Genomic DNA, 24,787 nt, shown 5'->3' on the forward strand with positions numbered 1-24,787 from the left:
GTGACACCAAACCGTCGGCTCTAGCCGAGCCCCAGATGGCCCTTCAGGCTGGGCACCGAGCCCAGCACCTGGTTGGTCAAATCCGGTCCGGCGGCGGCTTCGGCCTGCTGGACCAGCGTTTCGCCGGCCTTCTGGATCTGCGCCATGTCGAGGCCGGATGCCTTGAGCGCGGCGAGGCCGTTGACCAGCGCGCCGGCCTTTTCGCCGAGGACGCCGCCAAGCGCGCCCTGCAGCGACGACAGGAAGCCGCCACCGCCGCCGGCAGGGGCGGCGGCCATGACGTCATATTTCTGCGCCAGCGCATCGGCGCCCGGGATCTTGGCGAAGAATGACGAAGCGCTGGTGCCTTCCGCCTCATGCTCGAGCACCGAGAAAATGGTGCCGACGACTTTTTCCGTCGTTGCCTGGTCGAGACCCGCCTTCTGCGAAACGGTGTTCACGATGTCCTGTACGTCCATGACTTCACCTCAACCCTGGATTTTCGTGTTTGCCGGATGGCGCTGGCTGCGAACCTTGACCATCGACTTCTTGACCATGGACTCGCGGCTCGAGGCAACAACAGCCGTGCGCATCGCCAGCATGGCGGCCGCGGCAATCATGAAGGCTGTTGCCAAGATCGGCATGGTCATCGGCGTCGTTTCCTCCAGGCCCCGCCATTGGGCGGCCGATCAGCCAGTTTCCCCTACTATTGTGGCAGCGCCATCAAGATTGTCGCCGATGACAAAAACGTGATGGGAGATGAGATCCGTCGCCCGGGCGCCGATCGCTGGGCGGAACGATGTCACTGTCCCGTGACTGGACGATGAGAGGCTCGCCCCTATCTTGCGGACGGCAGGGGCAGTCCAGGCCCGAGGAGTGCGCCATGACCGACGTCAAACCCGTGATCACCCAGGCGATGATCGACGCCTATGACGAATACACGCATCTGACGCTCGACCGCCGCCGCTTCATGGAACAGCTGAGCAGGCTTGCCGGGTCGGGTGCGGCGGCGGCCGCGATCGCGCCGCTTTTGGCGGCGAACTCCGCCCAGGCGGCGATCATTGCCGAAAACGATGCCCGCGTGAAAGGCGAGGACATCACCTATCCAGGCAGCGGCGGCGAGATGAAGGGCTATCTGGTCAAGCCGGCAAACCCGGCCGGCAAGCTCGGCACCGTCATCGTCATCCACGAGAACAGAGGGCTCAACCCGCATATCCGCGACGTTGCCCGGCGCGTGGCGCTGGAAGGGTTCGTGGCGCTGGCGCCCGATTTCCTGTCGCCGCTCGGCGGCACGCCCGCCGACGAGGACAAGGCGCGCGACATGTTCACCACGCTCGACCCGGCACAGACCGTCGCCAACGGCGTTGCCACCGTCGCCTTCCTCAAGGCCGACAAGGACGGCAACGGCAAGGTCGGCGCCATCGGCTTCTGCTGGGGCGGCGGCACCGCCAACATGCTGGCCGTCAATGCCCCCGACCTTGCCGCCAGCGTCGCCTATTACGGCATGCAGCCGAAGGCCGCGGACGTGTCGAAGATCAAGGCGGCATTGCTGCTGCACTATGCCGGGCTCGACGATCGCACCAATGCCGGCATCGACGCCTTCAAGAAGGAACTCGATGCCGCGCATGTCGAATACACTGTTTATGTCTATGAAGGCGCCAACCATGCCTTCAACAACGACACTTCGGCGGCGCGCTACGACAAGAAGGCTGCCGATCTCGCCTGGGGCCGGACGATCGCCTTTCTGAAGGAGAAACTGGCCTGAAGCAAAAACTGGCCTCAAGCAAAAACTGGCATTGGGCGTCTAATCCGTCCTCGCCGGCCTGTGGAAGGCGACGCCGGCGACCACCAGCGCGATGCCAATACAATCGCTGAAGTCGGGTATCTGGCGTAGCACGATGACGCCGATCAGCGTTGCCGTGACCGGCAGCAGCGACAGCATCAGCGCAAAGCTAGAACGCGGCAGCCGCGACATGGCGAGCTGATCGCAGATGTAGGGAATGACCGAGGAACAGATGCCGACGCCGATGGCGGCGATGAGCAGTGGCGGCGAGAAGAAGGCGGGCAGCGCGTCGGTAAAGCCAATCGGAAGCACGACCAAGAAGGCGACTGCCATGGCTGCTCCCAGGCCCGCTATGCCGTCACCGGCGCGGGCGACGCGGTGGCCGAGCACGATATAGCCGACAAAGAGCGCGCCGTTGAGGAAGGCCCAGAACAGCCCGAGCGGATCGCTGGACCACTTCACGTCGATCAGCAGCACGGTGCCGGTGACGGCAACGGCAAGGGCGGTGAGGTTGCGGGCGCTCCTGAGGCCGACCAGCGAGACGCCGATGGTGCCGACGAACTCGATCGCCGCCACCAGCGAGATCGGCAGCCGGTCGAGCGCCAGGTAGAACGCGCAGTTCATCACCGCCAGGCAAGCGCCGAAGGCCAGCAACAGCAGCCGCGCCGGGGGATCGGCGCGGGCGAAGGTCCGCCACGGGCGCGTCAGCGGTGCGAAGACCAGCGCGGCGGTGGCGATGCGCAGCCACGCCATGCCGAGCACGCCGACATGCGGGAAAAGCAGCACCGCGAAAGCCGGGCCGAGATAGTGGAAGACGGCGCTGACGCCGAACCAGACATGCGGCGGCAGTTTTGCCGCCAGGAGCATGGGCCCGGGGGCAGGGCTGGTAGCAGGCGCTTGCGTTCGATCGTTCATCGGGTCAGTATCGCAGGCAGTTTTCCCTATCTATATGGAAGATGAACGGCCTGGCTGGCACGTTCCTTACCGGAAGCAAGGATTTTTCCGTGAAACGCCTTCGAACTGAAAATGTCGATCTCGACGCCGCGGATATGAAGATCCTGCGCCTGCTGGAAAAAGATGCGCGCGCCAGCACGGCGGAGCTTGCACGCTCGGTCGGCCTGTCGGCGCCGAGTGTCGCCGAGCGGATCAAGAGGCTGCAGGAGAACGGCGTGATCGAAGCCTATTGCGTCAGGATCAATCCCGCCGCCCTTGGCCTGAAGCTGTCGGCGTGGCTGCGGATCCGGCCGGTGCCGGGGCAATTGTCCGTGGTGGCCGACATCATCCGCGAGCTGCCGGAGATCGCGCAATGCGACCGGGTGACCGGCGAAGACTGTTTCATCGCGCTCGCGCATGTCGGCTCGGTGGCGGAGCTCGAACGGGTGATCGACCGCATCATTCCCTACGCGATGACCAACACGGCCATCATCCAGTCGTCACCAGTGGTGGCGCGTTCGCCGCTGGCGGCGGTCAAGCGATCGCCGTGAAACGGCGTGATTCGATTGATTTACCTGGTTTGTTCTGGGGCGATACGCCGGCACTAAGCATGCCCGCGCTTCAGGCGGGCGCGCTTCAAAATGCTGCGCCAGCGGATCATGTCGAACGGGATCGGTTCGTTGTTGTTGGCGATATGGAAGATCTCGTTGTCGACGTTCTTGAGCGAACGCCAGAAATCATAGTCGGTAATGCGCGGATCGGCGGCCAGCCTGTCCACCTCGACCTTGATGTCGGTTTTCATGCACGTCCCTCGAACCGGCTCCGCCCGCCGCCCGCAAACAACCCGTGCGGACCTTTTCTGCCGCTCCGCTGAGTCGTTCAACGGCCCAATTGGCTTGTTCCCGTTAAAACCTCGGTAAGGTTAACGCCGGGGCGAGGCTGCTTCAAGAACCGGCGCCAGCCGATTTGCAGGTTCCTCCATTTTGAGCTGCCGGTGTGGCTTTGATGCCCACTTCGCTGGACGCGGTGACAGTGACAGCCCGCCTTATTTGCGCTTGATCCCGATCGAGCGGCCGGCACGCTCCGGCATCGGCAGCACCGAATGGGCTGAAAGCATGGCTTCGACCTTGGCCAGCACATCAGCGGGGAAGGGGGCGACCTTCGGTCCCGACATGTCGACATGCAGCGACAAGGTTTCGGAAGTGGCGGCGAGCCAGCCGTCGACATGGCGGATTTCCTGATAGGCTCTCAGCCGCTTCTCGTCATGGTCGATCAGCTGGAAGGAGACCTGGACCTTATGGTCCAGATGCAGCTCCTGCACGTAGCAGACATGGACTTCGGCGGTGTAGATGGTGAGCCGCCGCTCTTTCACATAGTCCAGCCCCATGCCCATCGCCTCGAAGGCCTCGTCCGAGCAGCGGTCGAACAGCACGTTGTAATAGGCCATGTTGAGATGGCCGTTGTAATCGATCCAGTCCTTTTCGATGTCCATGGGCCTGGAGACGAACGGGGCGGGGATGGACATGGAAACTTCCTTGTTCTGGCGCTGGACAGAGCGTGGCTACGGAGACTACGCATCCATAATCGCATAACAAGCGTGGACACTGGTCCATTCGCGGAGGAATTCATGGCTCTGAGCGACCTCAATCCCGTCGAACGCAACGAGGCAGGCATCGCGGCGGTGCTCGGTATCCTCAAGCAGCGACTCGGCGAGCGCTTCCAGACCGGCGAGGCTATCCGCTCGCAGCACGCGCACACCACGACCTACATTCCAACGCAGGCGCCGGACGGTGTCGCTTTTCCGGAGACGACGGCCGAGGTGCAGGAGATCGTGCGCGCCTGCGCCGCCCATCGCGTGCCGGTGATCGCCTTCGGCGTCGGCTCGTCGCTGGAGGGCCACACCAACGCGCCGGGCGGGGGCATCTCGGTCGATACGTCGCGCATGAACCGCATTCTTGCGGTCAATCCGCAGGATCTCGACTGCACGGTCGAGCCGGGGGTGACGCGCGAGGATCTCAACCGGCATCTGCGCGACACCGGCCTGTTCTTTCCGATCGATCCGGGCGCCAATGCCTCGCTGGGTGGCATGGCCGCGACGCGGGCGTCCGGCACCAACGCCGTGCGCTATGGCACGATGCGCGAGAACGTGCTGTCGCTGACCGCCGTCATGGCCGACGGCGAGACGGTGATCACCGGCAAAAGGGCGAAGAAGAGTTCGGCCGGTTACGACTTGACGCGGCTCTTGGTCGGCTCGGAAGGCACGCTCGGCATCATCACCTCGCTGACGTTGAGGCTGCAAGGCATTCCGCAGGCCATCTCCGGCGGCGTCTGTCCGTTTCCGAGCGTCGAGTCGGCCTGCAACGCCGTCATCGCGACGATTCAGATGGGCATTCCGGTGGCGCGCATCGAACTGGTCAATGCGCTGCAGATGCGGGCGATGAAGATTTATTCGAAGCTCGATTATCCCGAGAGCCCATGCCTGTTCGTCGAATTCCACGGCAGTGATGCCGGTGTCGCCGAGCAGGCAGAGACCTTTGGCATGATCGCGGAGGAAAATGGCGGCGGACCGTTCCTGTGGACCAGCGTCGCCGAGGAGCGGACGAAATTGTGGAAGGCCAGGCACGACGCCTACTGGTCGTCGTTGACATTGCGGCCGGGCGCTAAGGGTCTATCGACCGATGTCTGCGTGCCGATCTCGCGCTTTGCCGAATGCGTCACCGAAACCGAAGCCGACATCGCCGAAATGGGGCTGATCGCGCCGATCGTCGGTCATGCCGGCGACGGCAATTTCCACGTGCTGGTGCTGATGGATGTGAACGACCCCAAGGAGATCGCGCTGTCGGAGAAATTCGTCGCGCGGCTCAACATGCGGGCCATCGCCATGGACGGCACCTGCACCGGCGAACATGGCATCGGCCAGGGCAAGATCGGCTTCCTGCGCCACGAACTCGGCCACGGCGTCGACATCATGCGCACCATCAAGCAGGCGCTTGACCCGCAAAACATCATGAATCCGGGCAAGATATTGCCGAGCGAGGGCCATTAAATGTCGGGTGCCGAGACCCTGCTGCCGATCGAGGTGCCGCCGTCTTCCCCCGGCGCGCCATTGCCTCATGTGTTTGCGGATGAAAGCAGGCTGCTCGTCGCTTATATCGCCAATGCTCCGGATACGTCCTTCGATGGCACGAATCCGCGCTCGGTTTCACCGGCAACAGTGAATGCGTCGGCACGAAAAGGCTTGTCGAACGCGCCGCCGTTCGGTTCGGACGGCACCTGCACCGGCCGCACGTTGAGGCCTGAAACTGCCCGCACATTCGGAACCGATTCCCGGCTTTCACGTTGCGGCAACCAACGGATATCGTCAAAGCGGAGCGGCCTCCCATGGACTGGAAAGGCGTCTGGAAGAATCAATACGGGTCCATTGTCGAGATCACCGATGATGCGGACAATCATATATCGGGATCGTTTCGAACCGCGCTGCCGGATAGCGGTTTCCATGGCCAGGAAATTCCGATTTTGGGCGTCCACCGCGGCGACTGCATCAGTTTTGCCGGCGGCGGGAAAACGGCGGTCGGGGATGCGATCGTTTCTTACACCGGTCTTCTTCGGGAGGGGAAAATGGAGACGTTATGGTTTGTCGTCTCGGATGCGGCGATAAAGGCCAGTGGCGAGGGCCAACCCGCGAAAATCGAAAAACTGAATTGGTGGCGTTCGATGTCGACCAGCGCGGACACGTTCCAAAGAAGCTAGTCCCAATGGCCGGGAAGCCATTTGGCCTCGCTGGTCGCCGAATCCAGAGCGTTAGCGTGCTGCCGCAGGCTGCTCCTGCGCGTCCTGGACAAGGGCCTGCAGCGTGGGCCGTGTCGGGGCGAAGAATGTCGTGCCGGTGTGCGGCGTAGAGACATCGAGCAGCCGGTCGTAGGCGCCCGGCGGGTCGCCGACATACATGCGCTGCAGCATCTTTTCGGTGACCCAGAGATACCGGGAATAGCCGATGAAGTAGGTGCCGAACTCGTTCTGCCCGGGCCTGCCGAACGGCATGTTGTCGCGCAATATGTCGTATTCGTTGCCGTCGGCATCCTCGATGGTGGCCAGCGACTTGTGCGACTTGCGTGGTGCGTCGTCATCGTCGATTTCGATGTTGTCGATCTTGGTGCGGCCGATGATCGCCTCCTGCTCGGGCGTTGGAATGCGCGCCCAGGCCTGGAGATCGTGCAGGTATTTCTGGACGACGACATAGCTGCCGCCGGTAAAGTCGGCATCCTCGTCGCCGATCAGCGCCGAGGCGGGCAGGTCGAGGCCGGTCGGGTTGGCCGTGCCGTCGACGAAACCGAGCAGGTCACGGGCGTCGAAATAGCGAAAGCCCGTGACTTCGTCGACGACGGTCACACCAGGGCCAAGCCTGTCGAGCAGGATGCGCTCGAACTCGAAGCACATGTCTGATCGTTCGGCGCGGATGTGGAAGAACAGGTCGCCCGGTGTCGACGGGGCCGAATGGACCGCTCCCTTGATCGGCGCGAACAGTTTCAGCTCCAGCGGCCGCCGGCCGGGGCTGAGGCGGTCCCAGAGAGCGCGGCCGATGCCGGCGATGCAGGACAAGCGGCCGCCAAGATCACGGAACCCGACATTCTTGACCAGGTCGTCAAGGTCGCCGAGCGCGGAACAAACCCTGGCGAGAGCCGGCTGTTCATCGGCGACGGTGACCACCAGAAAAATCGCCGACTGCGAAAGCGGGGCATCGATGCTCTGCGCGTCGATCGGCACGCGGTCCCAGTTCTTGCCCGACATCCGAGAATCTCCGTATTTTCCGGGATTTGTTTCAGATCGCCCGACAGGACGCAACAGTGGAAGAATTGCCTCTTTATCGACACGCGGATGCGGGTAGAGTGCGGCGGAAATTCAATCAACCTGTTCGGAGCTGATGCTCGCACGCCTGTTCGTGATCTTCGGTGGCCTGTTCGTGCTGGTGCTGTGTGCGGCGCTGGTGGTGCCGTATTTTATCGACTGGACCGGCTACCGCGCCGATTTCGAACGCGAGGCGAGCGCCATCCTCGGCCGCAAGGTGACCGTGCAGGGCGACGCCACGGCAAGGCTGTTGCCGTTTCCCTCGGTGACCTTCTCCAACGTCGCCGTCGCCGGTGGCCCCAATGGCCAGCCGGCCATGACCGTCGAGACGTTTTCGATGGACGCCGAACTCGCGCCCTTCCTGCGCGGCGAGGTGCTGATCTTCGACATGCGGCTGGTGCGGCCGAAGGCGACCATCGACATCGCCAGGGATGGCACGGTCGACTGGGCGATGCGTCCGTCCTCGCCCTTCAATCCCGGCCAGATATCGATCGAGAAGCTGACGGTGACCGAAGGGCAGATCGAATTGCGCCATGCCGCCGGCGGGCGCAGTCACATCTTTTCGGAGATCAATTCGACCATTTCGGCCAAGTCGCTGGCCGGTCCGTGGCGACTGGACGGCACGTTGCGGCTGGACGGGTTGCGCACCACGGTCGCTGCGTCGACCGGCAAGGCCGAACCTTCCGGGCAAATGCGGATTCGCCTCAAGGCCGACCCCGATGCCTATCCGCTGGTGATCGAAACAGACGGCAATGCCGGCATCGTCAACGGCGCCGCTGTCTACGCCGGGCAATTCAAGATTTCCGGTGCCGACAAGAACAGCGCCGAGCTGCGCGGCACCGATGGCGAAACGGTGAAGATCTCGAACGGCAAGCCCGATCCGGGCTTTCGGCTGAACGGCAAGTTCTCGCTCGACCACCAGAAGCTCGGCGTCGACGAATTCCGTTTCGAGACGGGGCCGCTGGACAATCCCTATACCGCCGACGGCAAGGCCTCGGTCGATCTCGGCCAGAAACCGAGCTTCGCCATCGAGGCCAATGGCGCGCAGGTGCAGTTCGACGAGGCCGTGGGCGCTCAGGCCGGCACCGGCCTGACACTCGACCAGCGCATTGCCGGGCTGGAGCAGGCGCTGCTCGATCTGCCGAAGCCGACCATTCCCGGCACGGTCGAGGTCAAGCTGCCGGCGGTGGTCGCCGGGGACACGACGGTGCGCGATGTGCATCTTTCCGCCGAGCCGGTCGAAGATGGCTGGAAGATAAAGTCGCTTGCCGCGACACTGCCGGGCCGCACCACGCTGGAAGCCGATGGCATGCTGGTGCTCAACGTACAGAGCCATTTCGGCTTCACCGGCTCGTTGCTGCTTGCGGTGGCGCAGCCCTCGGGCTTCGCCGCCTGGCTGTCCAAGGATGTCGACGAGGCGATCCGCCGCCTGCCTGCCGCCGGCTTCAAGGCCAAGGTCGATCTCTCGGGAAGCCATCAATCCTTCAGCGACCTCGAACTGATCCTGGGCAAGGCGAAGTTTTCCGGACGCATCGATTCCAGCCAGCCCGAGGACGCCAGGCCCTCGGTGCTGATGCGGCTCGATGGCGGCGAGCTCGATGTCGACGGGCTGGCGGCGTTCGCCTCGATCTTCGTCAGCGACAAGGGCGCCAACCGCTTCGCCGACCGCGATCTCGATTTCCAGATCAAGGCTGGGCCGGTCAGCGCCGGCGGGCTGACCGCCGACACGGTCGATACGGCGCTGAGGCTGCGCGAGGGCTTGCTCGAAATCGACCGGCTGTCGGTGGGCGGGCTGGCCGGCGCCTCGATCAGCACCACGGGCCGGATCAAGGATTTCCCGGCGAGCCCGACCGGCAAGCTGGACGCTTCCGTGGTTGCCGTCGACCTGAAGCCGCTGATCGACGTCGCCGCGCAGCATTATCCGGACAGCGCCGTGCTGAAGGGCCTGGCAAGCCGTGCGGCCGCCTATCCCGACCTGTTCCAGGATGCCCGCGTCGATCTCGTGGCAAGTGCCGCCGACAATGGCGATGGCACGACGGGCCTGGCGGTGAGTGGACAGGGCAAGGCCGGCGGCTCGGCTTTTTCGGCTTCGCTGTCGGGGAAGGGGGCGATGGACGATCTTCTCGACGCGCCGGTAAGGCTGACCTTCAACGCCAAAAATCCCGACGCCACCGCTCTCCTGGCGCTTTACGGCCTGCCGGCGCTGCCGCTCGGCATGCTGGGCGAAGCCAGCACCGATATCCAGGCCAAAGGCACGCTCAGTGGCGGCCTGGCGACAAATTTCAGCCTCACCGGCAACGACTTCAAGGCCGGCTTCGAGGGAACCGTGGCGGACACGCCGCAAGGGCCTACGGCCAAGGGCAAGCTCAGCCTCGACGCCGCCGACATCGAACCCTGGCTGATGACATCGGGCATCGGCCTGCCGGGCATGGGCGCCGGCATGTCGGCGTCGCTCGCAGCGCAGGGCGACTACGGCAACGGCCTGCTGGTGCTCGACAATCTCAGCGGCGCCATCAACGAGGCTGCGGTGTCCGGCGATGTCAATGTCGATGTCAAGGACGGCGTTCCGCATCTGGCCGGCGCGCTGGCGCTCGACGAACTCGACCTCGATCCGATGGCGGTGGCGCTGTTCGGCGATTCCGCCTTTCTTGCTGACAAGGGTGCAGCTGACAAGAGCGGGGCCGACAAGGGCGGGGGCGAAAAGCGTGGCGCCTGGCCGGATGCGCCCTTCAGCCAGAAATCCAGCCTGCCGTTCACCGCCGACCTCGACCTGACGACGGCGGCGCTCGCCGCCGGCTCGTTCGCCACCGCTTACGACGCTGGTTTTTCGCTCAAGCTCGACCAGGAAGGCATCCGCGTTTCCGATCTCAAGGCCAAGCTCCTGGGCGGGGCGCTGACCGGCCTGTTCGAGTTGAAGAACAATGACGGCACCGGGCTTTTCAGCGGCCAGATGAAACTGGCCGGATCCGATTTGGGAACCGTGCTGCCGGATGCCGGCATCAGCGGCAAAGGCGATTTCTCGGCGGCGCTGTCGACCAGCGGCAAGTCGGTCGATGCGATGGTCGCCGCTTTGTCGGGTTCCGGCACGGCGACGTTGAAGGGTTTGCAGGTCGCCGGCGTCAATCCCGATGCGTTCAGCGCTTTGCTTGCCAAGGCCGACGCGATCGGGCGCGACATCGACGCGGCCAAGACAGCCGGCTTCGCGCCTGACATCGCCGCCGACGGCAGCTTTGCCGCCGGGGATGCCGAGATTGCTTTCACGGTTGCCGGCGGCACGCTGCGGGCGCCGCCGATCAGTTTTGAAAATCCGGCGGCGACCCTGTCCGCCGATATCACGGCCGATCTCAACGCCAGCACGGTGTCGGCCAAGGGCGCGATCACCTACAAGCCCGGCGACGAGGCCCTGGTCGGCTCCGAGCCGGTCATGAATTTCACCGCCGAAGGCCCGCTCGGCGCCATCAAGCGGCAGTTCGACAGCGAGCCGCTGGGGCAGTTCCTGACCCAGCGGGCGCTGGAAAAGGAGCAGCAGCGCGTCGAGGCGATGCAGGCGGCGCTGCTGGAGAAGCAGCGGTTGCGGCGTGAGGTGCGCTACTACGCTGCACTCCAGGATGCGCGCGACAAGGCCGCCGAGGAGCTTCGCCAGCAGGAGGAAGCGGCGCGGCTGAAAGCCGAGGCGGACGCCAAGGCGAAAGCGGAGGCCGACGCCAAGGCCCAGGCTGAAGCGGATGCCAAGGCTGAAGCGGATGCCAAGGCGAAAGCCGACGCCGAAGCGAAAGCCAAGGCGGATGCCGACGCCAAGGCAAAGGCGGATGCGGACGCCAAGGCCGCGGCCGAGCAGCAGGCCGCCGATGAGGCGGCCAAGGCCCAGGCGGAACAGGAGCGCCAGAAGGCGGAAGAGGCAAAGCGCATCGCCTCGCAGGAAAAGGCCAAGCAGGAAGCCGAACGGAAAGCCGCCGACCCAGCGCCGAAGGTCGAGCGGGCGCCACAGCCGCAGGCGAACGACAATCCGCCAGCCAAGCCAAAGGCCAATCCGTTCACGATCGACAATTTGTTGAAGTCGTTGGAGTAGGGCAGTAGGGCAGTAGGGCAGTAGGGCCTTGCTGTCCGAAATCGTTTTTAAAGGACGGACATCTCGGCGCCGTCCGCGGCATAGCGGGCGTGGCGGAAGTCGCGGATGGCGGCAAGCTTGCCGTCTTGCCAGGCCAGCAAGATGAAATAGGTGGGTCGTGCGCCCGGGTCGTTGGCGTCGCGGACGAGGATTGCCGGCCTGTCTTCGACGAACCCCGGCACGAAACACCAGTCCTGCACCCGGGAATAGTTGCTGAAATAGGTGCCAACTTCCTTGCGGCCGTTCAGCCGCGTCTTGGCCACCAGCTCCAATCGGACTTCATCGGCCAGCATGTCGCGCACCGCGTCGAAATCGCGGGCGTTGAAGCGATCGATGTAGGCATCGAGCAGCAGACGTTCTGTGGCATTCAGCCTCGGAACAGGGCGGTCGTCCGGTTCGTCAGCGAGTTCGCGCAGCCGGCCGCGGCCGCGATGCAGCGCGGCCTTGATCGCCGGGACGCTGGTATCGAGAGTGGCGCTGATCTCCTGCAGCGAATAGCCGAGAACATCCATCATGATGACACTGCTTCGCTCCGCCACGGGAAGGCGCATGAAGGTGTGCAGCGCGGCAGAAGCGGCCTGACGGTCGACGGTAGGGTTTGCCGGGTCGACGATCATGTCCGGATCCTCATCAGAATGGACCTTTTCACGGGCGCGGCGGCGCAGAAAGTCGAGCGCCGTGTTGTGGGCGATGCGAAACAGCCAGCCTTCCGGGTTGGCGATCGGCCCGGCATCGGCCAAGGCCTGAAACGCCTTGGCCAGCGCCTCCTGCAGCACGTCCTCGCCGTCGATGACCGAGCCCGTCATGCGGGCGCAGTAACGGTGCAGCTTGGGGCGCAACTCCCCAGACAGGCGCTCGAAAAGCTCGCTATGCCGGTCAGCAACGGGAATGGTCATGCGTCTCCCATCCTGCGACGTCCTCGGTTACGCATCCAGCATCCGGTAACTGCCCACCACGGTCATCTCCTCGCGCTGCGGACGTTCGCTGCAACGATCCCGGATGCCGTTTTGAAATGCCTCGAATGCGGCCAGCCCGGTGATGAGGTCGGCATGGGCATCGGTTTGCGTCTCGACCAGGTGGACGAATGTGCCGTCGCCGGACCGCAATGTCATGTAGCGAACGCCGTCCGGCGATTTGTCGTGCAACTCCTGGAAGACGGCCTTGACCAACCGCTCGTTCTCGTCGGCCCGTTCCGGTTTCGTCTTGTAGCGTATCAGATGACGTTTCATCCCCGACCTTCCTCTGGATTGTACCGCGCCGCTTTTGGGCTCTCACCACCGAGACGTCGCGGAGAGGCCAAAGGATGCGGGGCGTCGTGAAAATATAGGTGCCGCGCGCGCGAGATCCTGGTGCGTCACTCGCCGTCCCGATCGAGCAGGCGCCGCAACATGGGCTCTATGCGCGAGAGTTCGTCGAGATGGACCGCCGAAAGCTCGGCCAGACGATCGTCGGCGCGCTCGGTCAGCCGCAGCAGCACGCGGCGATGGTCGTCCTTGTCCTGATCGCGTACGACCAGCCCCGCCTCGCCGAGGCGGTTGACCAGTTCGACGGCGCTGTGGTGGCGGATGCGCAGGCGCTCCGCCAGGTCGCCGACCGTTACGGGCCCGCCGCCCGGAAAACCCTTGATCGCCAGCAGCGCCTGGTGCTGACGCGGCGTCAGGCCGGCATCTTCCGCCTGGATCTGGCTGAATTCGAGGAAGCGACGGATTAGGTAGCGAAACTCCGACAGCCGCTGGTAATCGGACTGCTTGATGGCGGGGCGTGATTTCCTTGGCTGCGTCATATCGGACATTTGTTCGGTTTCCGGCGAAAGCTCAAACGGATTTCGAGCAAAACCCGCTTGAATATTTATATCGTATTACGATACATAGCCAGCCGACAAGCCGGCTGGCCGCTTCGACCGGACCGAGCGTGCGAGATACGGCCCGGTGCCAGGAAGCAAACCATCATGAAGACCCATCAACCCAATCCCGACCATCTCAGGGATTTTACCACCGATGCCAGAGTGCTCTTGGTTGCTGCCATCGCCGTCGTGGTGGCGACAGCGGGGCTGTTTGCCGGCATCGTGCTGTTGAAGCTGATCAGGCTTGCCACCAACATTGCCTATTTCGGCCAGTTCTCGCTTGCCGACCTGAAGCTGCAGGATACGCCGCTCGGTTATGCGGCCGTCATCGTTCCGGTCGTCGGCGCGCTGATCATCGGCCTGATGGCGCGCTACGGCAGCGAGAAGATCCGCGGCCACGGCATTCCCGAAGCCATCGAGGCGATCCTGCTCGGGCGCTCGAAACTCGACGCCAAGGTGGCGATCCTGAAGCCGCTGTCGTCGGCGATCTCGATCGGTTCCGGCGGTCCTTTCGGCGCCGAAGGCCCGATCATCATGACGGGCGGCGCGATCGGCTCGCTGATCGCACAGATGCTGCCGGTCAGTGACAATGAACGAAAGACGCTGCTGGTGGCGGGCGCCGCGGCCGGCATGACAACCGTGTTCGGCACGCCAATCGCCGCCATCATGCTGGCGGTCGAACTGCTGCTTTTCGAATGGACGCCGCGCAGCTTCATTCCCGTCGCCGTCGCGGCAATCATCGCCGAGGTCGAGCGCACCTTGCTGCATCTGCCCGGGCCGATCTTCCCGTTCGAGGGCGGCATGGCGGTCTCGTTCACCGGGCTTGGCGGCTGGGTGCTGATCGGCATCTGCGCCGGCCTGTTGTCGGGGCTTTTGACGCAGATGGTCTATGCCTGTGAGGACGCTTTCCAGAAACTGCCCATCCACTGGATGTGGTGGCCGATGATCGGCGGCTTGGTGGTCGGCATTGGCGGGTTGATCGAACCGCGGGCACTCGGCGTCGGCTATGACAACATTTCGGACATGCTGGACGGCCACACGGTTGCCACCGCCGCACTCCTCCTGCTGGTGGTCAAGGCCATCATCTGGTCGGTGGCGCTCGGTTCGGGAACGTCCGGGGGCGTGCTGGCGCCGCTGTTGATCATGGGCGGGGCGATGGGGGCGGTGCTTGCCGGTTTCCTGCCGGCGGCGGATCCGGGCTTCTGGGCATTGCTGGCGATGGCCGCCACCATGGGCGGCACGATGCGGGCGCCGCTGACCGCGACCTTCTTCGCCGTCGAGTTGACCGGCAACACCCATGTTCTGGTGCCGCTGATCGCGGCTTGTGCGGCGGCGCACGCCGTCACCGTGCTCCTGATGAAGCGCTCGATCCTGACCGAGAAGATCGCAAGGCGAGGGCACCATCTGGTGCGCGAATATCGCGTCGATCCCTTTGCGCTGACCAGGGTGCGCGAGGTGATGACCACGCAGGTCGAGAGCGTACCGGCGACGATGACGCTGCATGGCGCTGCGGCCTTCCTGACCGCACCGGAAACGCGGCATCCGAGCTTTCCGGTGATCGACGAGAACGGGCATGTGCTCGGCCTCATCGATCCGCCCGCGATCCTGCGCTGGCGGCGGGCCGGAACCCACCGCACCACGACGCTCGGCACGTTGCTGGCCGGGAGCAAGGTGACGCTGGCCTATCCGGACGAGTATCTGGAAGGCCTCTCCGACAAGCTGCTGACCGCCAACGTGTCGCATCTGCCGGTCGTCACCCGCGAAGGCCTGCAACTGGTGGGCTATGTCGGCTGGAAGGATCTGATGCGCGTGCGGTCGCGCAAGCAGGCGGAAGAGCGTGAGCGTTCGACCTTGCTTGGCTTCGGCGGCAGGCGCAGGCAAAAGGCGGACGCTGTGGAGGGCCTTTAGAGCATTTCACCGTTTTCACGGAAACGGCGAACCGCTCTATCTCTTTGTTTTTACGCAATTCCGGACGGAAAACCGTGTCACACTTTTCCTGGAATTGCTTTAGCCGCTCGTCCCGCGCTTCGCCCATTCCAGGACATGCAGCCTCAGCGCCGAGGACAGGTTGGTGTCGCGCGGTCGCGTCTCGTCGACTTCGGCGACGAGAGCGGCGAGCGTCAGCTTCCTGGCCGCGGCGATGGCGACGAGATCGTCGTAGAAGGGCTTTTCGAGGGAATAGCTGGTGCGATGGCCGCGAATGGTCACGGAGCGCTTTTCGACGACGCTCACGGTCGGACGCTCACGGCCGGACGCTCATTGATCGTCGCTGTCGGACGGCTCGAGGCGATGGCCGGCGACGAATTTGTCGGCCTTGTCGGCGATCAGCCGGTCGCGCTGCTTGTCCGCCTTGGAACGGCCGTGCAGCGCCCGGTTCTGTTCAGCGACGCGCAGCTTCTCGTCCCGCGCCCTCTGCTTGCGGGCCTGGCGGAGGTTGACGATGTCGGCCATGGCGCGAACCGTGGGCTTATTTCTTGCGGAAAGCGTCGAGCGAAACCACTTCGGCGCCCTTGGCGGCGGCGTCGCCCGCCGCCGGTTTCTTCTCCGGCTCGGCGGCAGCCTTCTTCTCGGCCTTGGTCTTTTTCTCGGAGACTATGGTCAGCGGTTCGGGCGTTGCCTGGTCTTCCGGTTCCCCGGTCGCCGCACCTTCGGTCTTGACGTCGAATTCGAGCTCGAAGTTGACCGATGGATCGTAGAAGCCGCGCACGGCCGAGAACGGGATTTCGAGTTTCTCCGGCACATCGGAGAAGGACAGGCCCACCTCGAAACCGGTGTCGGTCACCTTCAGGTCCCAATACTGGAACTGGATGACGATGGTCATCTGCTCGGGATAGCGCTCGCGCAGGCGCGACGACACGCGCACGCCGGGCGCGCCGGTCAGGAAGGTGATGAAGAAATGATGGTTGCCGGGGAGGCCGGTGCGCGCGACCTCGGCCAGGACCTTGCGCATGACGCCGCGCAACGCCTCCTGGGCCAGAATGTCGTAGCGGATATGGTCGTCGGCCATGTGGTGGTCGGGTTCCGTTGAATCGTCCGCATAGCTGTAATCAAGCTTGAGCGCGGCGTAAACCGCATATAGATCGCCGCCGCGCCGAAGCCAGAATTATTGCGAACGATTTGATCGGCAAGCCGGCTTCGCGGGAATCGCAAATGTCAGGCGTTGGCCAGCGCGGCGTGCTTCTTGAGGCCGGCCGGGGAAGGGCGCTTGCCGAAAGCGCGCAGGAAGGTGCGCACGCCGTTCGTCGCCGATTGCACGACCTCGTCTTCGCCCGGCGTGCCGCCAAGCATGAACGTCGTCTGCAGTTCGGCGTTGACGAGGCCAAGGAACTGGCGCGCCGCCACGTCGGGATCCTCGATCGTGAGGTATCCGCCATAGGCGAGGCGGGCGAAGCGGGCGGCAATCGCCGGCCATGTCCTGCCCGGTCCCTGTTCGCGCCACTCGGCGAAAAGTTCCGGGTAGCGCTCGCCTTCGGTCTGGATCAGCTTGCGCAGGAATTTTCCGTCGCGGTTGCAGATGCAATTCTGGTTCAGGCGCACGGCAAAGCCGATCAGGTCCGCTTCGAGATCGCCGGGCTGGTCGGGAAAGGTGGCAATGGTGGCAAAGATGCCGACGTTGCAGCGCTCGGTGAGGTCGCGCACCACCGCCATGAACAACTTTTCCTTGTCGCCATGGTGGTTGTAGACGGTTTGCCGCGACACGCCGGCCTCGGCGGAGATCAGGTCGATATTGGCGCCGGCGAAACCCTCGCGGCAAAACACGCCGGCAGCGGCATCGACGATCGATATGCGCTTGGCCTCATGGCCGCGTGGCGGGAAAGTGTCAGGAGAAACGCCCAGTCTCATGAAAATCCATATAGAGGTGATTGACGATTTAGACAAGAGTGTCTAAATTTGTGGACACGATACAAAGGGATTTCACTCCTGGGAGGCGAAAAGAATTCGCTCTTGGAGAGTCGGAATCTCGTGGGATGGAACGTCCTCGGGTTAGACGTCGCCCAGCGGCGGCAACCAGATTCGAAAGAAGCCAATATCATGAGTCCCAAATTCCTCCGCATCGCGGTCGTGCTCGGCCTGTTGTCCGCCATCGGTCCATTCGCGATCGACATGTATCTTCCGGCCCTGCCGTCGATCGGCGAGGATCTGCATGCCGGCACGGCTGCCGTGCAGATGAGCCTGCTGATCTTCTTCCTGTCGATGGGCTTCGGCCAGATCGTCGTCGGGCCGATCTCCGACATGGTCGGCCGCAAGCTGCCGCTCTATGGCGGCCTTGCGCTGTTCATGGTCGGTGGTATCGGCTCGGCCATGGCGCCGACCATCGAGTGGCTGATCGCCTTCCGCTTCCTGCAGGGGCTTGGCGCCAGCGCCGGCATGGCCGTGCCACGCGCCATCGTGCGCGACCTGCACACCGGCAATGAGGCCGCCAAGCTGATGTCGCTGTTGATGCTGGTGTTTTCGGTGTCGCCGATCCTGGCGCCGCTGACCGGCAGCCAGATCATCGAGAGTTTCGGCTGGCGCGCCGTGTTCTGGACGGTGACGGGCGCGGCACTCCTTGCCACGATCCTGCTGGCGACCTCTCTCAAGGAGACGCGGCCGGCGGAGGAACGCGTCGGTTCCTCCTTCGGAACCGCGCTTGCCGGCTACCGCTTCTTGATGGGTGACCGCAACTTCCTTGGCCTGGTGGCGATCGCCGGCTTCGGCATTGCGAGCTTCTTCGTCTACCTGTCGAGCTCGTCCTTCATCCTGATCGACCATTACGGGCTGTCGCCTTCGGTCTACAGCGTGTTCTTCTCGATCAACGCGGTGGCCTTCATCGGCATGTCGCAGCTGACGGGATTGCTGGCCGAGCGGTTCGGGCTGCGGCGCGTGGTGCGCGTCGCGGTGACCGGCTATGCGACGACGATGGTGGTGCTGTTCGCGATCATGGCGACGGGCGTCGACCGGCTCGACGTGATGGCGGCGCTGCTGTTCGTCGGTTACGGCTTCCTCGGCCTGGTCATCCCGACCACGTCGGTGCTGGCCATGGAAGAGCATGGCGAGATCGCCGGCACGGCGTCGGCGCTAATGGGCACGCTTCACTTCGCCATCGGCGCGCTTGCCATGGGCGTCGCCGGCGTGTTCTTCGACGGCACGCCGTTGCCGATGGTTGCCGGCATCACGCTGTGCGCCGTGATTTCCTTCACGCTGGCCAAGGTCACGCTCGGCCGCTCGCGCGAAGCGGTCGAAGCGCCGGCGGAATAAGCAGCCGCAAGCAGCTGAAAAGGCCGGGTTTTCCCGGCCTTTTTTCATACCAATCCTGTCTCGGTCAATACGAAGCGCAGCCGCGCTTCGACTGGCGCGAGGGGCAGCGGAACCAGTTCATAACCCAGTTCCCCGTAGACGCCGACCAGCGCATGATAGGTGCGCTCGGCCTCATCGAACGTCTGCTTGCGCTCTTGATCCTGCGCGAAGATTTGCGGCCAAGGCGGGGCGAGGAAGACGCGTGGATTGTAGCGGACGTGCTTGGCGGCGGCGCTGACGTGCTCTGGCACCGGCAAGCCGCTCAGCCGGAGATAGCCAAGCGTGTCGGGTACGCCGCGATCGAAGAACACTGGCCCCTTCCGTTCGATCGCGTGCCGATATGAGCACATCTCCCATGACAGCATCAGTTCGGCGAACAGGGCGCGATCGTGCCAGGGCAGGGCGGATCCACCGATGGCCGATTGGTCGCGGATGACGCCACGCCCGGCCTCGACCGATGTCGCGTAGCCTGCCTGGCGCAAGGCTTCGATCAGCGTGGTCTTGCCGGAACCGGGACCGCCGGTCAGCACGAAGAATCGATCGGAATCGTCCTGCATTTTTTGACCTTGGAAAGGAGACACGCAACGCGGCGGCTTCGCGGCCGCAAATCGAGCGAAGGACCGGGCAGCGAAGCTGCCGTTGCACATCTCGGATGTCGAGAGAGGGGCCGATGTCAAAGAGGGGGAGAAGTGGAGGTTTCTGTTGCCAGGTACCTCCGAACCCCGCCTAGAAGTGCGAACCCCTAGGGCTTGATTTGAAGCTATCGCACTGCATTAAGCAGCGAGACGTGCTTCCGCATAGTTGTCGTTGGCAACTATAAGTTTAGCCCGATGACGGTGGTACAATGCCGGGCAAAAGTACGATCTTTACACCTTCGTCGATCCTATTTCGCCCCCAGCAAAAACCGCTCTGTCCTTAACAGCGGCTTTTGGTGGAGGCGCCGGGTACCGCCCCCGGGTCCGAACGGCTTATTTCATCGCCCATTTATCGCCATAGTCGGTCAAGCCGACAAACCGAATATAGGGGGCTGACGCCAGAAATGAAAGGGCGCAATGGTGCTTTGTCGCTCATGTCAAATCGCCACGCCTTAGGGTTGACTTGGACACGGTCTCAACCGAAGCTTTGCCGCGGTGAGGAGTTATCGACCGAGCGCACCAGTTGCGAAGCGCGCCACAGCCCTCATCGATCGGATCGGTGGCGCCGACGAGGGGAATTTTGATGGCCGACTATCTTGCGGATGTGAAGAAGTATGACGCCGGTGCCAGTGCCGAAGCGGTCGAAAAGATCGTCAAGCACCTCGGCATCGCGCTGAGAAACCGCGATTCCTCGCTGGTGTCCTGTACGGACCCGAAGGAACTCGAACGCGTCCGGGAGAGCTGGGCGGCCAAGAAACTCGGCGTCAGCGATGCCGCCAAAGCCGACGCCGCGATCCAGAAGACCTGCACGGCAATGCACGCGGACAACACCAAGAGCCGCGTGACCTTCTACTATCTGGTGGCCAAGGATCTGGGCAAGCTCGGCTCGCTCTGACGATCGCCAGCGGGCTGACGCGGGGCTGGGCAGTCGGTTCAGGTTGACCTTCACTTCACCAGGCGTCAGCGCCGCCCCTCATCTGGCTGCCGCCATCTTCTCCTCGTATAGTGACGGGGAGAAGGGCGCTGTCTTTGACGTTTTCGCCAATCTCGAGCGTTGCAAGTAGGGCGCCAGCGTTGCGGCCAGCACCTTTCTCCCCGTCACTATACGGGGAGAAATGCCCGGCAGGGCAATGAGGGGCGGCGCAAACGCTGGGGAAGAATGGTGGTGCAAGCGACGCCCGTCGTTTTGCTGTGTTCGACGGGCTGTCCGGCAGCTATAATGCCTGCACACTCGAATCGAGCCGGAACCGATGCGCCAGTATCTCGACCTCTTGCAGCATGTGCTGGAAAACGGCGCCGATCGCGGCGACCGCACGGGCACCGGCACGCGTTCCGTCTTCGGCTACCAGATGCGTTTCGATTTGGCGCGCGGCTTTCCGGTCACCACCACCAAGAAGCTGCACCTGAAGTCGATCATCCATGAACTGCTGTGGTTCCTGGCCGGCGACACCAATATCAAATACCTGACTGACAACGGCGTTTCCATCTGGGACGAATGGGCCGACGAGAATGGCGACCTCGGTCCGGTCTATGGCAAGCAATGGCGCTCCTGGCCGGACGGCCATGGCGGCTCGATCGACCAGATCGCGAATCTTTTGAAGGAGATACGCCGCAATCCTCAATCGCGGCGACTGATCGTCTCAGCCTGGAATCCGGCCGAGGTCGAGGCCATGGCGCTGCCGCCGTGCCACTGCATGTTCCAGTTCTACGTGTCCGAGGGCCGGCTTTCCTGCCAACTCTATCAACGCTCCGCCGACATCTTCCTCGGTGTTCCCTTCAATATCGCGTCCTATGCCTTGCTGACGCTGATGGTGGCGCAGGTGACGGGGCTGAAACCGGGTGATTTTGTCCACACGCTGGGTGACGCGCATCTCTACTCCAACCATTTCGAGCAAGCGCGCGAACAGTTGCGGCGCATGCCGAGAGCGCTGCCGACAATGTGGATCAACCCGGAGGTGAAGGACCTGTTCGCCTTCCGCTTCGAGGATTTCCGGCTGGAAAACTACGTCGCCGACGCGTCGATCAAGGCGCCCATCGCGGTCTGAACCGCGGCCTCAGTCTACCCCGACCATCACGTCAGAGGCCTTGACCACGGCGTAGGCCTGCTTGCCGTTTTCGAGCTTCAGGTCGGCAACGGCCTCGTTGGCGATCGAGGCGGTGACGATGACGCCGCCGCCGATGTCGATCCGGTGGTGTGGGCGACATGCATTGGGATTTCCCATTCGTCTTACCAGAACAATCGGCGCCGCAAAGACGTTTTGGCCGGATGTCGGCCCTTCCCTTGTTATATTCATGCGGATATATCGGTTGTCAGGCCTTGAGCCGCACGGATTTCAAACCAGGGAGAGTTTCGATGAAGCGCAAAGGTCTCGGGTTGAGGGCGATCGCCATTGGCGGTTTTGCGGCGGCGTTGATGGCGGCGGTGCCAATGGCGCACGCGGAAGACAAGGTCGTGGTGTTTGCGGCCGCCAGCCTCAAGGACGCGCTCGACGCGGTGAACAAGGCCTGCGAGGCCGATGTCGGCGAGGCCGCGACGGTCTCTTATGCCGCAAGCTCGGCGCTGGCCAAGCAGATCGAGGGCGGGGCGCCGGCCGATGTCTTCATCTCGGCCGACCTCGATTGGATGAAATATCTCTCCGACAAGAAGCTGATCAAGCCCGACACCGAAGTGAAGCTGCTCGGCAACGAGATCGTGCTGGTGGCGCCGAAAGATTCGACTGCTAAAGCCAAGATCGAGAAGGGGTTTGACCTCGCCAGGCTGGTTGGCGACGGCAAGCTCGCCATGGGTGACGTCAAGGCGGTGCCGGCCGGCAAATACGGCAAGGCGGCGCTGGAATCGCTCGGTGTCTGGTCTTCGGTCGAGGGCAAGGTGGCGCAGGCCGAGAATGTGCGTGCGGCGCTGAAGCTGGTTTCGACGGGCGAAGCGGCTTTCGGCATCGTCTATGCCACCGACGCGCATGCCGAAAAGGGCGTCAAGGTGGTCGGCACCTTCCCGGAGGATTCGCATCCGCCGATCATCTATCCGGTTGCCCAGACTGCCGATTCGAAGGACAAGGATACGACGGCCTTCCTGAAGTGCCTGCAATCCGCCAAAGCCGGCGCGCTTTTCAAGGAGCAGGGCTTTACCGTGCTCACGCCGAGCAACTGACTCTGAAAAGGCCCTGATATCGCAATATGAACTGGCTGCTGGACCTCACTCCCGACGAATGGAATGCGGTCCGGCTGTCGATCAAGGTGGCGACGGTGGCGATGCTCGCCAGCCTGCCGCCCGGCATATTGATCGCGCTTGTGCTTGCGCGGGGAGAATTCTGGGGCAAGACGCTGCTCAACGGGCTGGTGCACCTGCCGCTGATCCTGCCGCCAGTGGTGACAGGCTATCTGCTGCTTTTGACTTTCGGCAAACGCGGGCCGGCCGGCGCCTTCCTGGCCGAGCATTTCGGCATTGTTTTCTCCTTCCGCTGGACGGGTGCGGCTCTTGCCTGCGGCGTCATGGGCTTTCCCCTGATGGTGCGGGCGATCCGTCTGTCGATCGAGGCGGTGGACCGCAGGATCGAGGCGGCGGCGGGAACGCTCGGCGCCAATCCGTTGTGGGTGTTCGCCACCATCACGCTGCCGCTGATCCTGCCCGGGCTGATCGCCGGCGCGATCCTCTCCTTCGCCAAGGCGATGGGCGAGTTCGGCGCGACGATCACCTTCGTCTCCAACATCCCCAACGAGACACAGACGCTGCCTTCAGCGATCTACACCTTCACGCAGGTGCCCGGCGGCGATGAGGGAGCACTGCGGCTGACGCTGATCTCGATCGTCATCTCGATGGCGGCGCTCGTCGCCTCGGAAGTGCTGGCGCGGCGCGTCGGGCGGCGGATGGATATCGAATGAGCGTCCTCGTCGACATCGGCCACCGGCTTGGCGATTTCGCCATCGACGCCCGCTTCGAGAGCGCCGGGCGGCTGACGGCACTGTTCGGCCCGTCCGGTTCGGGCAAGACGACGCTGATCAACATGATCGCCGGGCTGATCCGGCCCGGCAAGGGGCGCATCGAGGTCGACGGCCGCGTGCTGGTCGACACGGATGCCGGCATTTTCGTGCCGAGGCACAGGCGCCGCATCGGCATGGTGTTCCAGGATGCGCGGCTGTTTCCGCATATGAGCGTGGCCGGCAATCTGCGCTACGGCCGCTGGTTCACGCCGGCCAGGGAGCGCTATGCCGACCTGGACGCGGTTGTCGACCTGCTCGGCATCGCTCCGCTTCTGGACAGGCGGCCGGCAAAGCTGTCGGGCGGCGAGAGACAGCGCGTGGCGATCGGCCGGGCGCTGCTGGCCAGCCCCAGGCTGCTGCTCATGGACGAGCCGCTGGCCTCGCTGGATGAGGCGCGCAAGGCCGAGATCCTGCCCTATATCGAGCGGCTGCGCGACGAGACGAAGATCCCGATCGTCTATGTCAGCCATTCGATCGCCGAAGTGGCGCGGCTGGCCAGCGATGTGGTGACGATGGCGCAAGGCAAGGTCGTTGCCAGCGGCCCGACCGAGGCCGTCATGCAAAGGCTCGACCTGCTGCCGGCGGAAGAGCGCGGCGAGGGCGGTGCCGTGCTCGACACGAAGGTGCTGCGCCATGACGAGGCTTTCGGCATGACCGTGCTCGGCTCGGCCGCCGGCGAGATCCGCGTGCCGCGATTGGCCGTGACGGCGGGAGCGCCGGTGCGCATCCGCATCCGCGCCCGCGACGTCATGATCGCCACCGAGCAGCCCAAGGGCCTTAGCGCGCTCAACATCCTGCCCGGCACGATCGTGGCGATCAGCCCGGGCGAGGGGCCGTCGGTCGAGGTCGGCATCGACTGCAATGGCGCAACGGTGCTTGCCCGCATCACCGAGCAGTCGCGGCAGGCGCTGAAGCTGCGGCTGGGCGGCAAGGCTTTCGCGGTGGTCAAGACGGTGAGCTTCGATCGGGCCAACACCAGCGCCGGTTTGCCGTTCGAGGTCGATGGCTGACAGGCGCGGCGATCGGCGCTATGTTGATTTGGAATAGCGGTATCGCCAAGGCTGCTTTGACGTCGAGGCAACTTTGATAGCAAGGCTGGGGTGATTGCGGAGGAACAAAGATGCCGTCGTTGAGTTTGCGGATAAATCTCGATCCGGACGGGCGAATTGGGCCGGGCAAGATCGAGCTGCTGGAGCAGATCGCCTCCTTCGGCTCGATTTCGGCCGCCGCGCGCGGCATGGAGATGTCCTACAAGCATGCCTGGGACTTGGTCGAGGACATGAACCGCGTGTTCGGCAAGCCGCTGGTTTCGGCACAGACCGGCGGCCGCAAGGGCGGCGGCGCGCAACTGACGGCGGTCGGCCTGGCGGTGGTCAGCCGCTTCCGCGCCATCGAGCGCGCGGCGG

Annotated in this window: 29 protein-coding genes and 1 other RNA gene; 13 read left to right on the forward strand and 17 right to left on the reverse strand. The window is 63.9% G+C overall.

Features of this window, described 5'->3' with window-relative positions; all coding sequences use genetic code 11:
* Positions 1-20 precede the first annotated feature (20 nt).
* A complete protein-coding gene (locus X741_RS151990; protein WP_013894711.1) occupies positions 21-458 on the reverse strand; it encodes a hypothetical protein in 438 nt (145 codons plus the stop codon).
* Between the two features lie 9 nt (positions 459-467).
* Positions 468-629 carry a hypothetical protein gene (locus tag X741_RS1000000170365; protein ID WP_023778073.1) on the reverse strand — a complete coding sequence of 54 codons (162 nt, stop codon included), beginning with the start codon at positions 627-629 and terminating at the stop codon, positions 468-470.
* A 233-nt stretch (positions 630-862) separates the two neighbouring features.
* On the opposite strand from X741_RS1000000170365, the gene X741_RS151985 reads away from it, so the two are divergent.
* The gene (locus tag X741_RS151985; RefSeq protein WP_023778074.1) at positions 863-1,744 is read left to right on the forward strand and encodes a dienelactone hydrolase family protein; all 882 of its coding nucleotides are present in this window, start codon (positions 863-865) and stop codon (positions 1,742-1,744) included.
* Positions 1,745-1,783: 39 nt separating this feature from the next.
* Here the strand turns inward: X741_RS151985 and X741_RS151980 are convergent, their stop codons facing one another.
* On the reverse strand, positions 1,784-2,677 hold the full coding sequence (locus tag X741_RS151980) for a DMT family transporter (RefSeq protein ID WP_023778075.1): 894 nt from the start codon (positions 2,675-2,677) through the stop codon (positions 1,784-1,786).
* An 89-nt stretch (positions 2,678-2,766) separates the two neighbouring features.
* Between X741_RS151980 and X741_RS151975 the strand changes: the two genes are divergently transcribed.
* On the forward strand, positions 2,767-3,246 hold the full coding sequence (locus X741_RS151975) for an Lrp/AsnC family transcriptional regulator (protein WP_023778076.1): 480 nt from the start codon (positions 2,767-2,769) through the stop codon (positions 3,244-3,246).
* Between the two features lie 53 nt (positions 3,247-3,299).
* On the opposite strand, the gene X741_RS151970 is transcribed toward X741_RS151975, so the two are convergent.
* Together X741_RS151970 and X741_RS151965 are read right to left on the reverse strand one after the other, a co-directional pair.
* Entirely contained in the window at positions 3,300-3,497 is a 198-nt protein-coding gene (locus tag X741_RS151970; RefSeq protein ID WP_013894716.1) for a hypothetical protein, read from the reverse strand.
* A 243-nt stretch (positions 3,498-3,740) separates the two neighbouring features.
* The gene (locus tag X741_RS151965) at positions 3,741-4,220 is read right to left on the reverse strand and encodes a thioesterase family protein (protein WP_023778077.1); all 480 of its coding nucleotides are present in this window, start codon (positions 4,218-4,220) and stop codon (positions 3,741-3,743) included.
* Positions 4,221-4,322: 102 nt separating this feature from the next.
* Here X741_RS151965 and X741_RS151960 point away from each other — a divergent pair, with 102 nt between their 5' ends.
* Positions 4,323-5,741, forward strand: a complete 1,419-nt coding sequence (locus X741_RS151960) for an FAD-linked oxidase C-terminal domain-containing protein (protein WP_023778078.1) — start codon at positions 4,323-4,325, stop codon at positions 5,739-5,741.
* Positions 5,742-5,842: 101 nt separating this feature from the next.
* Here the strand turns inward: X741_RS151960 and X741_RS151955 are convergent, their stop codons facing one another.
* Positions 5,843-6,043: a hypothetical protein gene (locus tag X741_RS151955; RefSeq protein ID WP_023778079.1), complete on the reverse strand. Its 201-nt coding sequence runs from the start codon at positions 6,041-6,043 to the stop codon at positions 5,843-5,845.
* Positions 6,044-6,076: 33 nt separating this feature from the next.
* Here X741_RS151955 and X741_RS151950 point away from each other — a divergent pair, with 33 nt between their 5' ends.
* Entirely contained in the window at positions 6,077-6,445 is a 369-nt protein-coding gene (locus X741_RS151950; RefSeq protein WP_023778080.1) for an avidin/streptavidin family protein, read from the forward strand.
* Positions 6,446-6,496: 51 nt separating this feature from the next.
* Here X741_RS151950 and X741_RS151945 read toward each other — a convergent pair whose 3' ends face one another.
* Positions 6,497-7,483 (reverse strand): Dyp-type peroxidase, encoded by a 987-nt coding sequence (locus X741_RS151945; RefSeq protein WP_023778081.1) that lies wholly within the window; start codon positions 7,481-7,483, stop codon positions 6,497-6,499.
* Between the two features lie 133 nt (positions 7,484-7,616).
* Between X741_RS151945 and X741_RS151940 the strand changes: the two genes are divergently transcribed.
* On the forward strand, positions 7,617-11,609 hold the full coding sequence (locus X741_RS151940; RefSeq protein ID WP_023778082.1) for an AsmA-like C-terminal region-containing protein: 3,993 nt from the start codon (positions 7,617-7,619) through the stop codon (positions 11,607-11,609).
* Between the two features lie 47 nt (positions 11,610-11,656).
* Here X741_RS151940 and X741_RS151935 read toward each other — a convergent pair whose 3' ends face one another.
* The 3 genes from X741_RS151935 to X741_RS151925 all read right to left on the reverse strand — a co-directional run bounded on the left by X741_RS151935 (position 11,657) and on the right by X741_RS151925 (position 13,440).
* A complete protein-coding gene (locus X741_RS151935; RefSeq protein WP_023778083.1) occupies positions 11,657-12,544 on the reverse strand; it encodes a sigma-70 family RNA polymerase sigma factor in 888 nt (295 codons plus the stop codon).
* Positions 12,545-12,571: 27 nt separating this feature from the next.
* Positions 12,572-12,877, reverse strand: a complete 306-nt coding sequence (locus tag X741_RS151930) for a hypothetical protein (protein ID WP_023778084.1) — start codon at positions 12,875-12,877, stop codon at positions 12,572-12,574.
* A 125-nt stretch (positions 12,878-13,002) separates the two neighbouring features.
* On the reverse strand, positions 13,003-13,440 hold the full coding sequence (locus X741_RS151925; protein WP_023778085.1) for a helix-turn-helix domain-containing protein: 438 nt from the start codon (positions 13,438-13,440) through the stop codon (positions 13,003-13,005).
* A gap of 156 nt (positions 13,441-13,596) precedes the next feature.
* On the opposite strand from X741_RS151925, the gene X741_RS151920 reads away from it, so the two are divergent.
* Positions 13,597-15,399 (forward strand): chloride channel protein, encoded by a 1,803-nt coding sequence (locus tag X741_RS151920; protein WP_023778086.1) that lies wholly within the window; start codon positions 13,597-13,599, stop codon positions 15,397-15,399.
* 99 nt (positions 15,400-15,498) lie between these two features.
* On the opposite strand, the gene X741_RS151915 is transcribed toward X741_RS151920, so the two are convergent.
* The 4 genes from X741_RS151915 to X741_RS151900 form a co-directional block, all read right to left on the reverse strand.
* Positions 15,499-15,723: a ribbon-helix-helix domain-containing protein gene (locus tag X741_RS151915; protein ID WP_023778087.1), complete on the reverse strand. Its 225-nt coding sequence runs from the start codon at positions 15,721-15,723 to the stop codon at positions 15,499-15,501.
* Positions 15,724-15,747: 24 nt separating this feature from the next.
* On the reverse strand, positions 15,748-15,942 hold the full coding sequence (locus tag X741_RS151910) for a DUF4169 family protein (protein ID WP_013894729.1): 195 nt from the start codon (positions 15,940-15,942) through the stop codon (positions 15,748-15,750).
* A 16-nt stretch (positions 15,943-15,958) separates the two neighbouring features.
* Positions 15,959-16,498, reverse strand: a complete 540-nt coding sequence (locus X741_RS151905) for an SspB family protein (protein ID WP_023778088.1) — start codon at positions 16,496-16,498, stop codon at positions 15,959-15,961.
* Positions 16,499-16,644: 146 nt separating this feature from the next.
* Positions 16,645-17,334 (reverse strand): TetR/AcrR family transcriptional regulator, encoded by a 690-nt coding sequence (locus X741_RS151900; RefSeq protein ID WP_023778089.1) that lies wholly within the window; start codon positions 17,332-17,334, stop codon positions 16,645-16,647.
* A gap of 189 nt (positions 17,335-17,523) precedes the next feature.
* Between X741_RS151900 and X741_RS151895 the strand changes: the two genes are divergently transcribed.
* Complete coding sequence (locus tag X741_RS151895) at positions 17,524-18,729, forward strand: multidrug effflux MFS transporter (RefSeq protein ID WP_023778090.1); 1,206 nt, start codon at positions 17,524-17,526, stop codon at positions 18,727-18,729.
* 44 nt (positions 18,730-18,773) lie between these two features.
* On the opposite strand, the gene X741_RS151890 is transcribed toward X741_RS151895, so the two are convergent.
* Together X741_RS151890 and ssrA are read right to left on the reverse strand one after the other, a co-directional pair.
* Complete coding sequence (locus X741_RS151890) at positions 18,774-19,325, reverse strand: AAA family ATPase (RefSeq protein WP_023778091.1); 552 nt, start codon at positions 19,323-19,325, stop codon at positions 18,774-18,776.
* A gap of 131 nt (positions 19,326-19,456) precedes the next feature.
* Positions 19,457-19,817: a transfer-messenger RNA gene (gene ssrA / locus X741_RS1000000168335) on the reverse strand.
* A gap of 169 nt (positions 19,818-19,986) precedes the next feature.
* On the opposite strand from ssrA, the gene X741_RS151885 reads away from it, so the two are divergent.
* The gene (locus tag X741_RS151885; RefSeq protein WP_023778092.1) at positions 19,987-20,298 is read left to right on the forward strand and encodes a DUF2853 family protein; all 312 of its coding nucleotides are present in this window, start codon (positions 19,987-19,989) and stop codon (positions 20,296-20,298) included.
* A gap of 355 nt (positions 20,299-20,653) precedes the next feature.
* Positions 20,654-21,448, forward strand: coding sequence for a thymidylate synthase (locus X741_RS151880; protein ID WP_023778093.1), 795 nt, complete (start codon positions 20,654-20,656; stop codon positions 21,446-21,448).
* 9 nt (positions 21,449-21,457) lie between these two features.
* On the opposite strand, the gene X741_RS15605 is transcribed toward X741_RS151880, so the two are convergent.
* The gene (locus X741_RS15605; RefSeq protein ID WP_051410452.1) at positions 21,458-21,625 is read right to left on the reverse strand and encodes a TOBE domain-containing protein; all 168 of its coding nucleotides are present in this window, start codon (positions 21,623-21,625) and stop codon (positions 21,458-21,460) included.
* 131 nt (positions 21,626-21,756) lie between these two features.
* Here X741_RS15605 and modA point away from each other — a divergent pair, with 131 nt between their 5' ends.
* The 4 genes from modA to X741_RS151860 all read left to right on the forward strand — a co-directional run.
* The gene (gene modA, locus X741_RS151875; protein WP_023778095.1) at positions 21,757-22,551 is read left to right on the forward strand and encodes a molybdate ABC transporter substrate-binding protein; all 795 of its coding nucleotides are present in this window, start codon (positions 21,757-21,759) and stop codon (positions 22,549-22,551) included.
* A 26-nt stretch (positions 22,552-22,577) separates the two neighbouring features.
* Positions 22,578-23,282 carry a molybdate ABC transporter permease subunit gene (gene modB / locus X741_RS151870; protein WP_023778096.1) on the forward strand — a complete coding sequence of 235 codons (705 nt, stop codon included), beginning with the start codon at positions 22,578-22,580 and terminating at the stop codon, positions 23,280-23,282.
* On the forward strand, positions 23,279-24,391 hold the full coding sequence (modC, locus tag X741_RS151865; protein ID WP_023778097.1) for a molybdenum ABC transporter ATP-binding protein: 1,113 nt from the start codon (positions 23,279-23,281) through the stop codon (positions 24,389-24,391). Before modB ends, modC begins: the two co-directional genes overlap by 4 nt.
* 110 nt (positions 24,392-24,501) lie before the next feature.
* Positions 24,502-24,787: winged helix-turn-helix domain-containing protein (locus X741_RS151860; RefSeq protein ID WP_023778098.1), on the forward strand; the 286-nt coding region annotated here is incomplete at its 3' end.

Source organism: Mesorhizobium sp. LNHC221B00 (assembly GCF_000502935.1).
GTDB classification, from domain to species: Bacteria; Pseudomonadota; Alphaproteobacteria; order Rhizobiales; family Rhizobiaceae; genus Mesorhizobium; species Mesorhizobium opportunistum.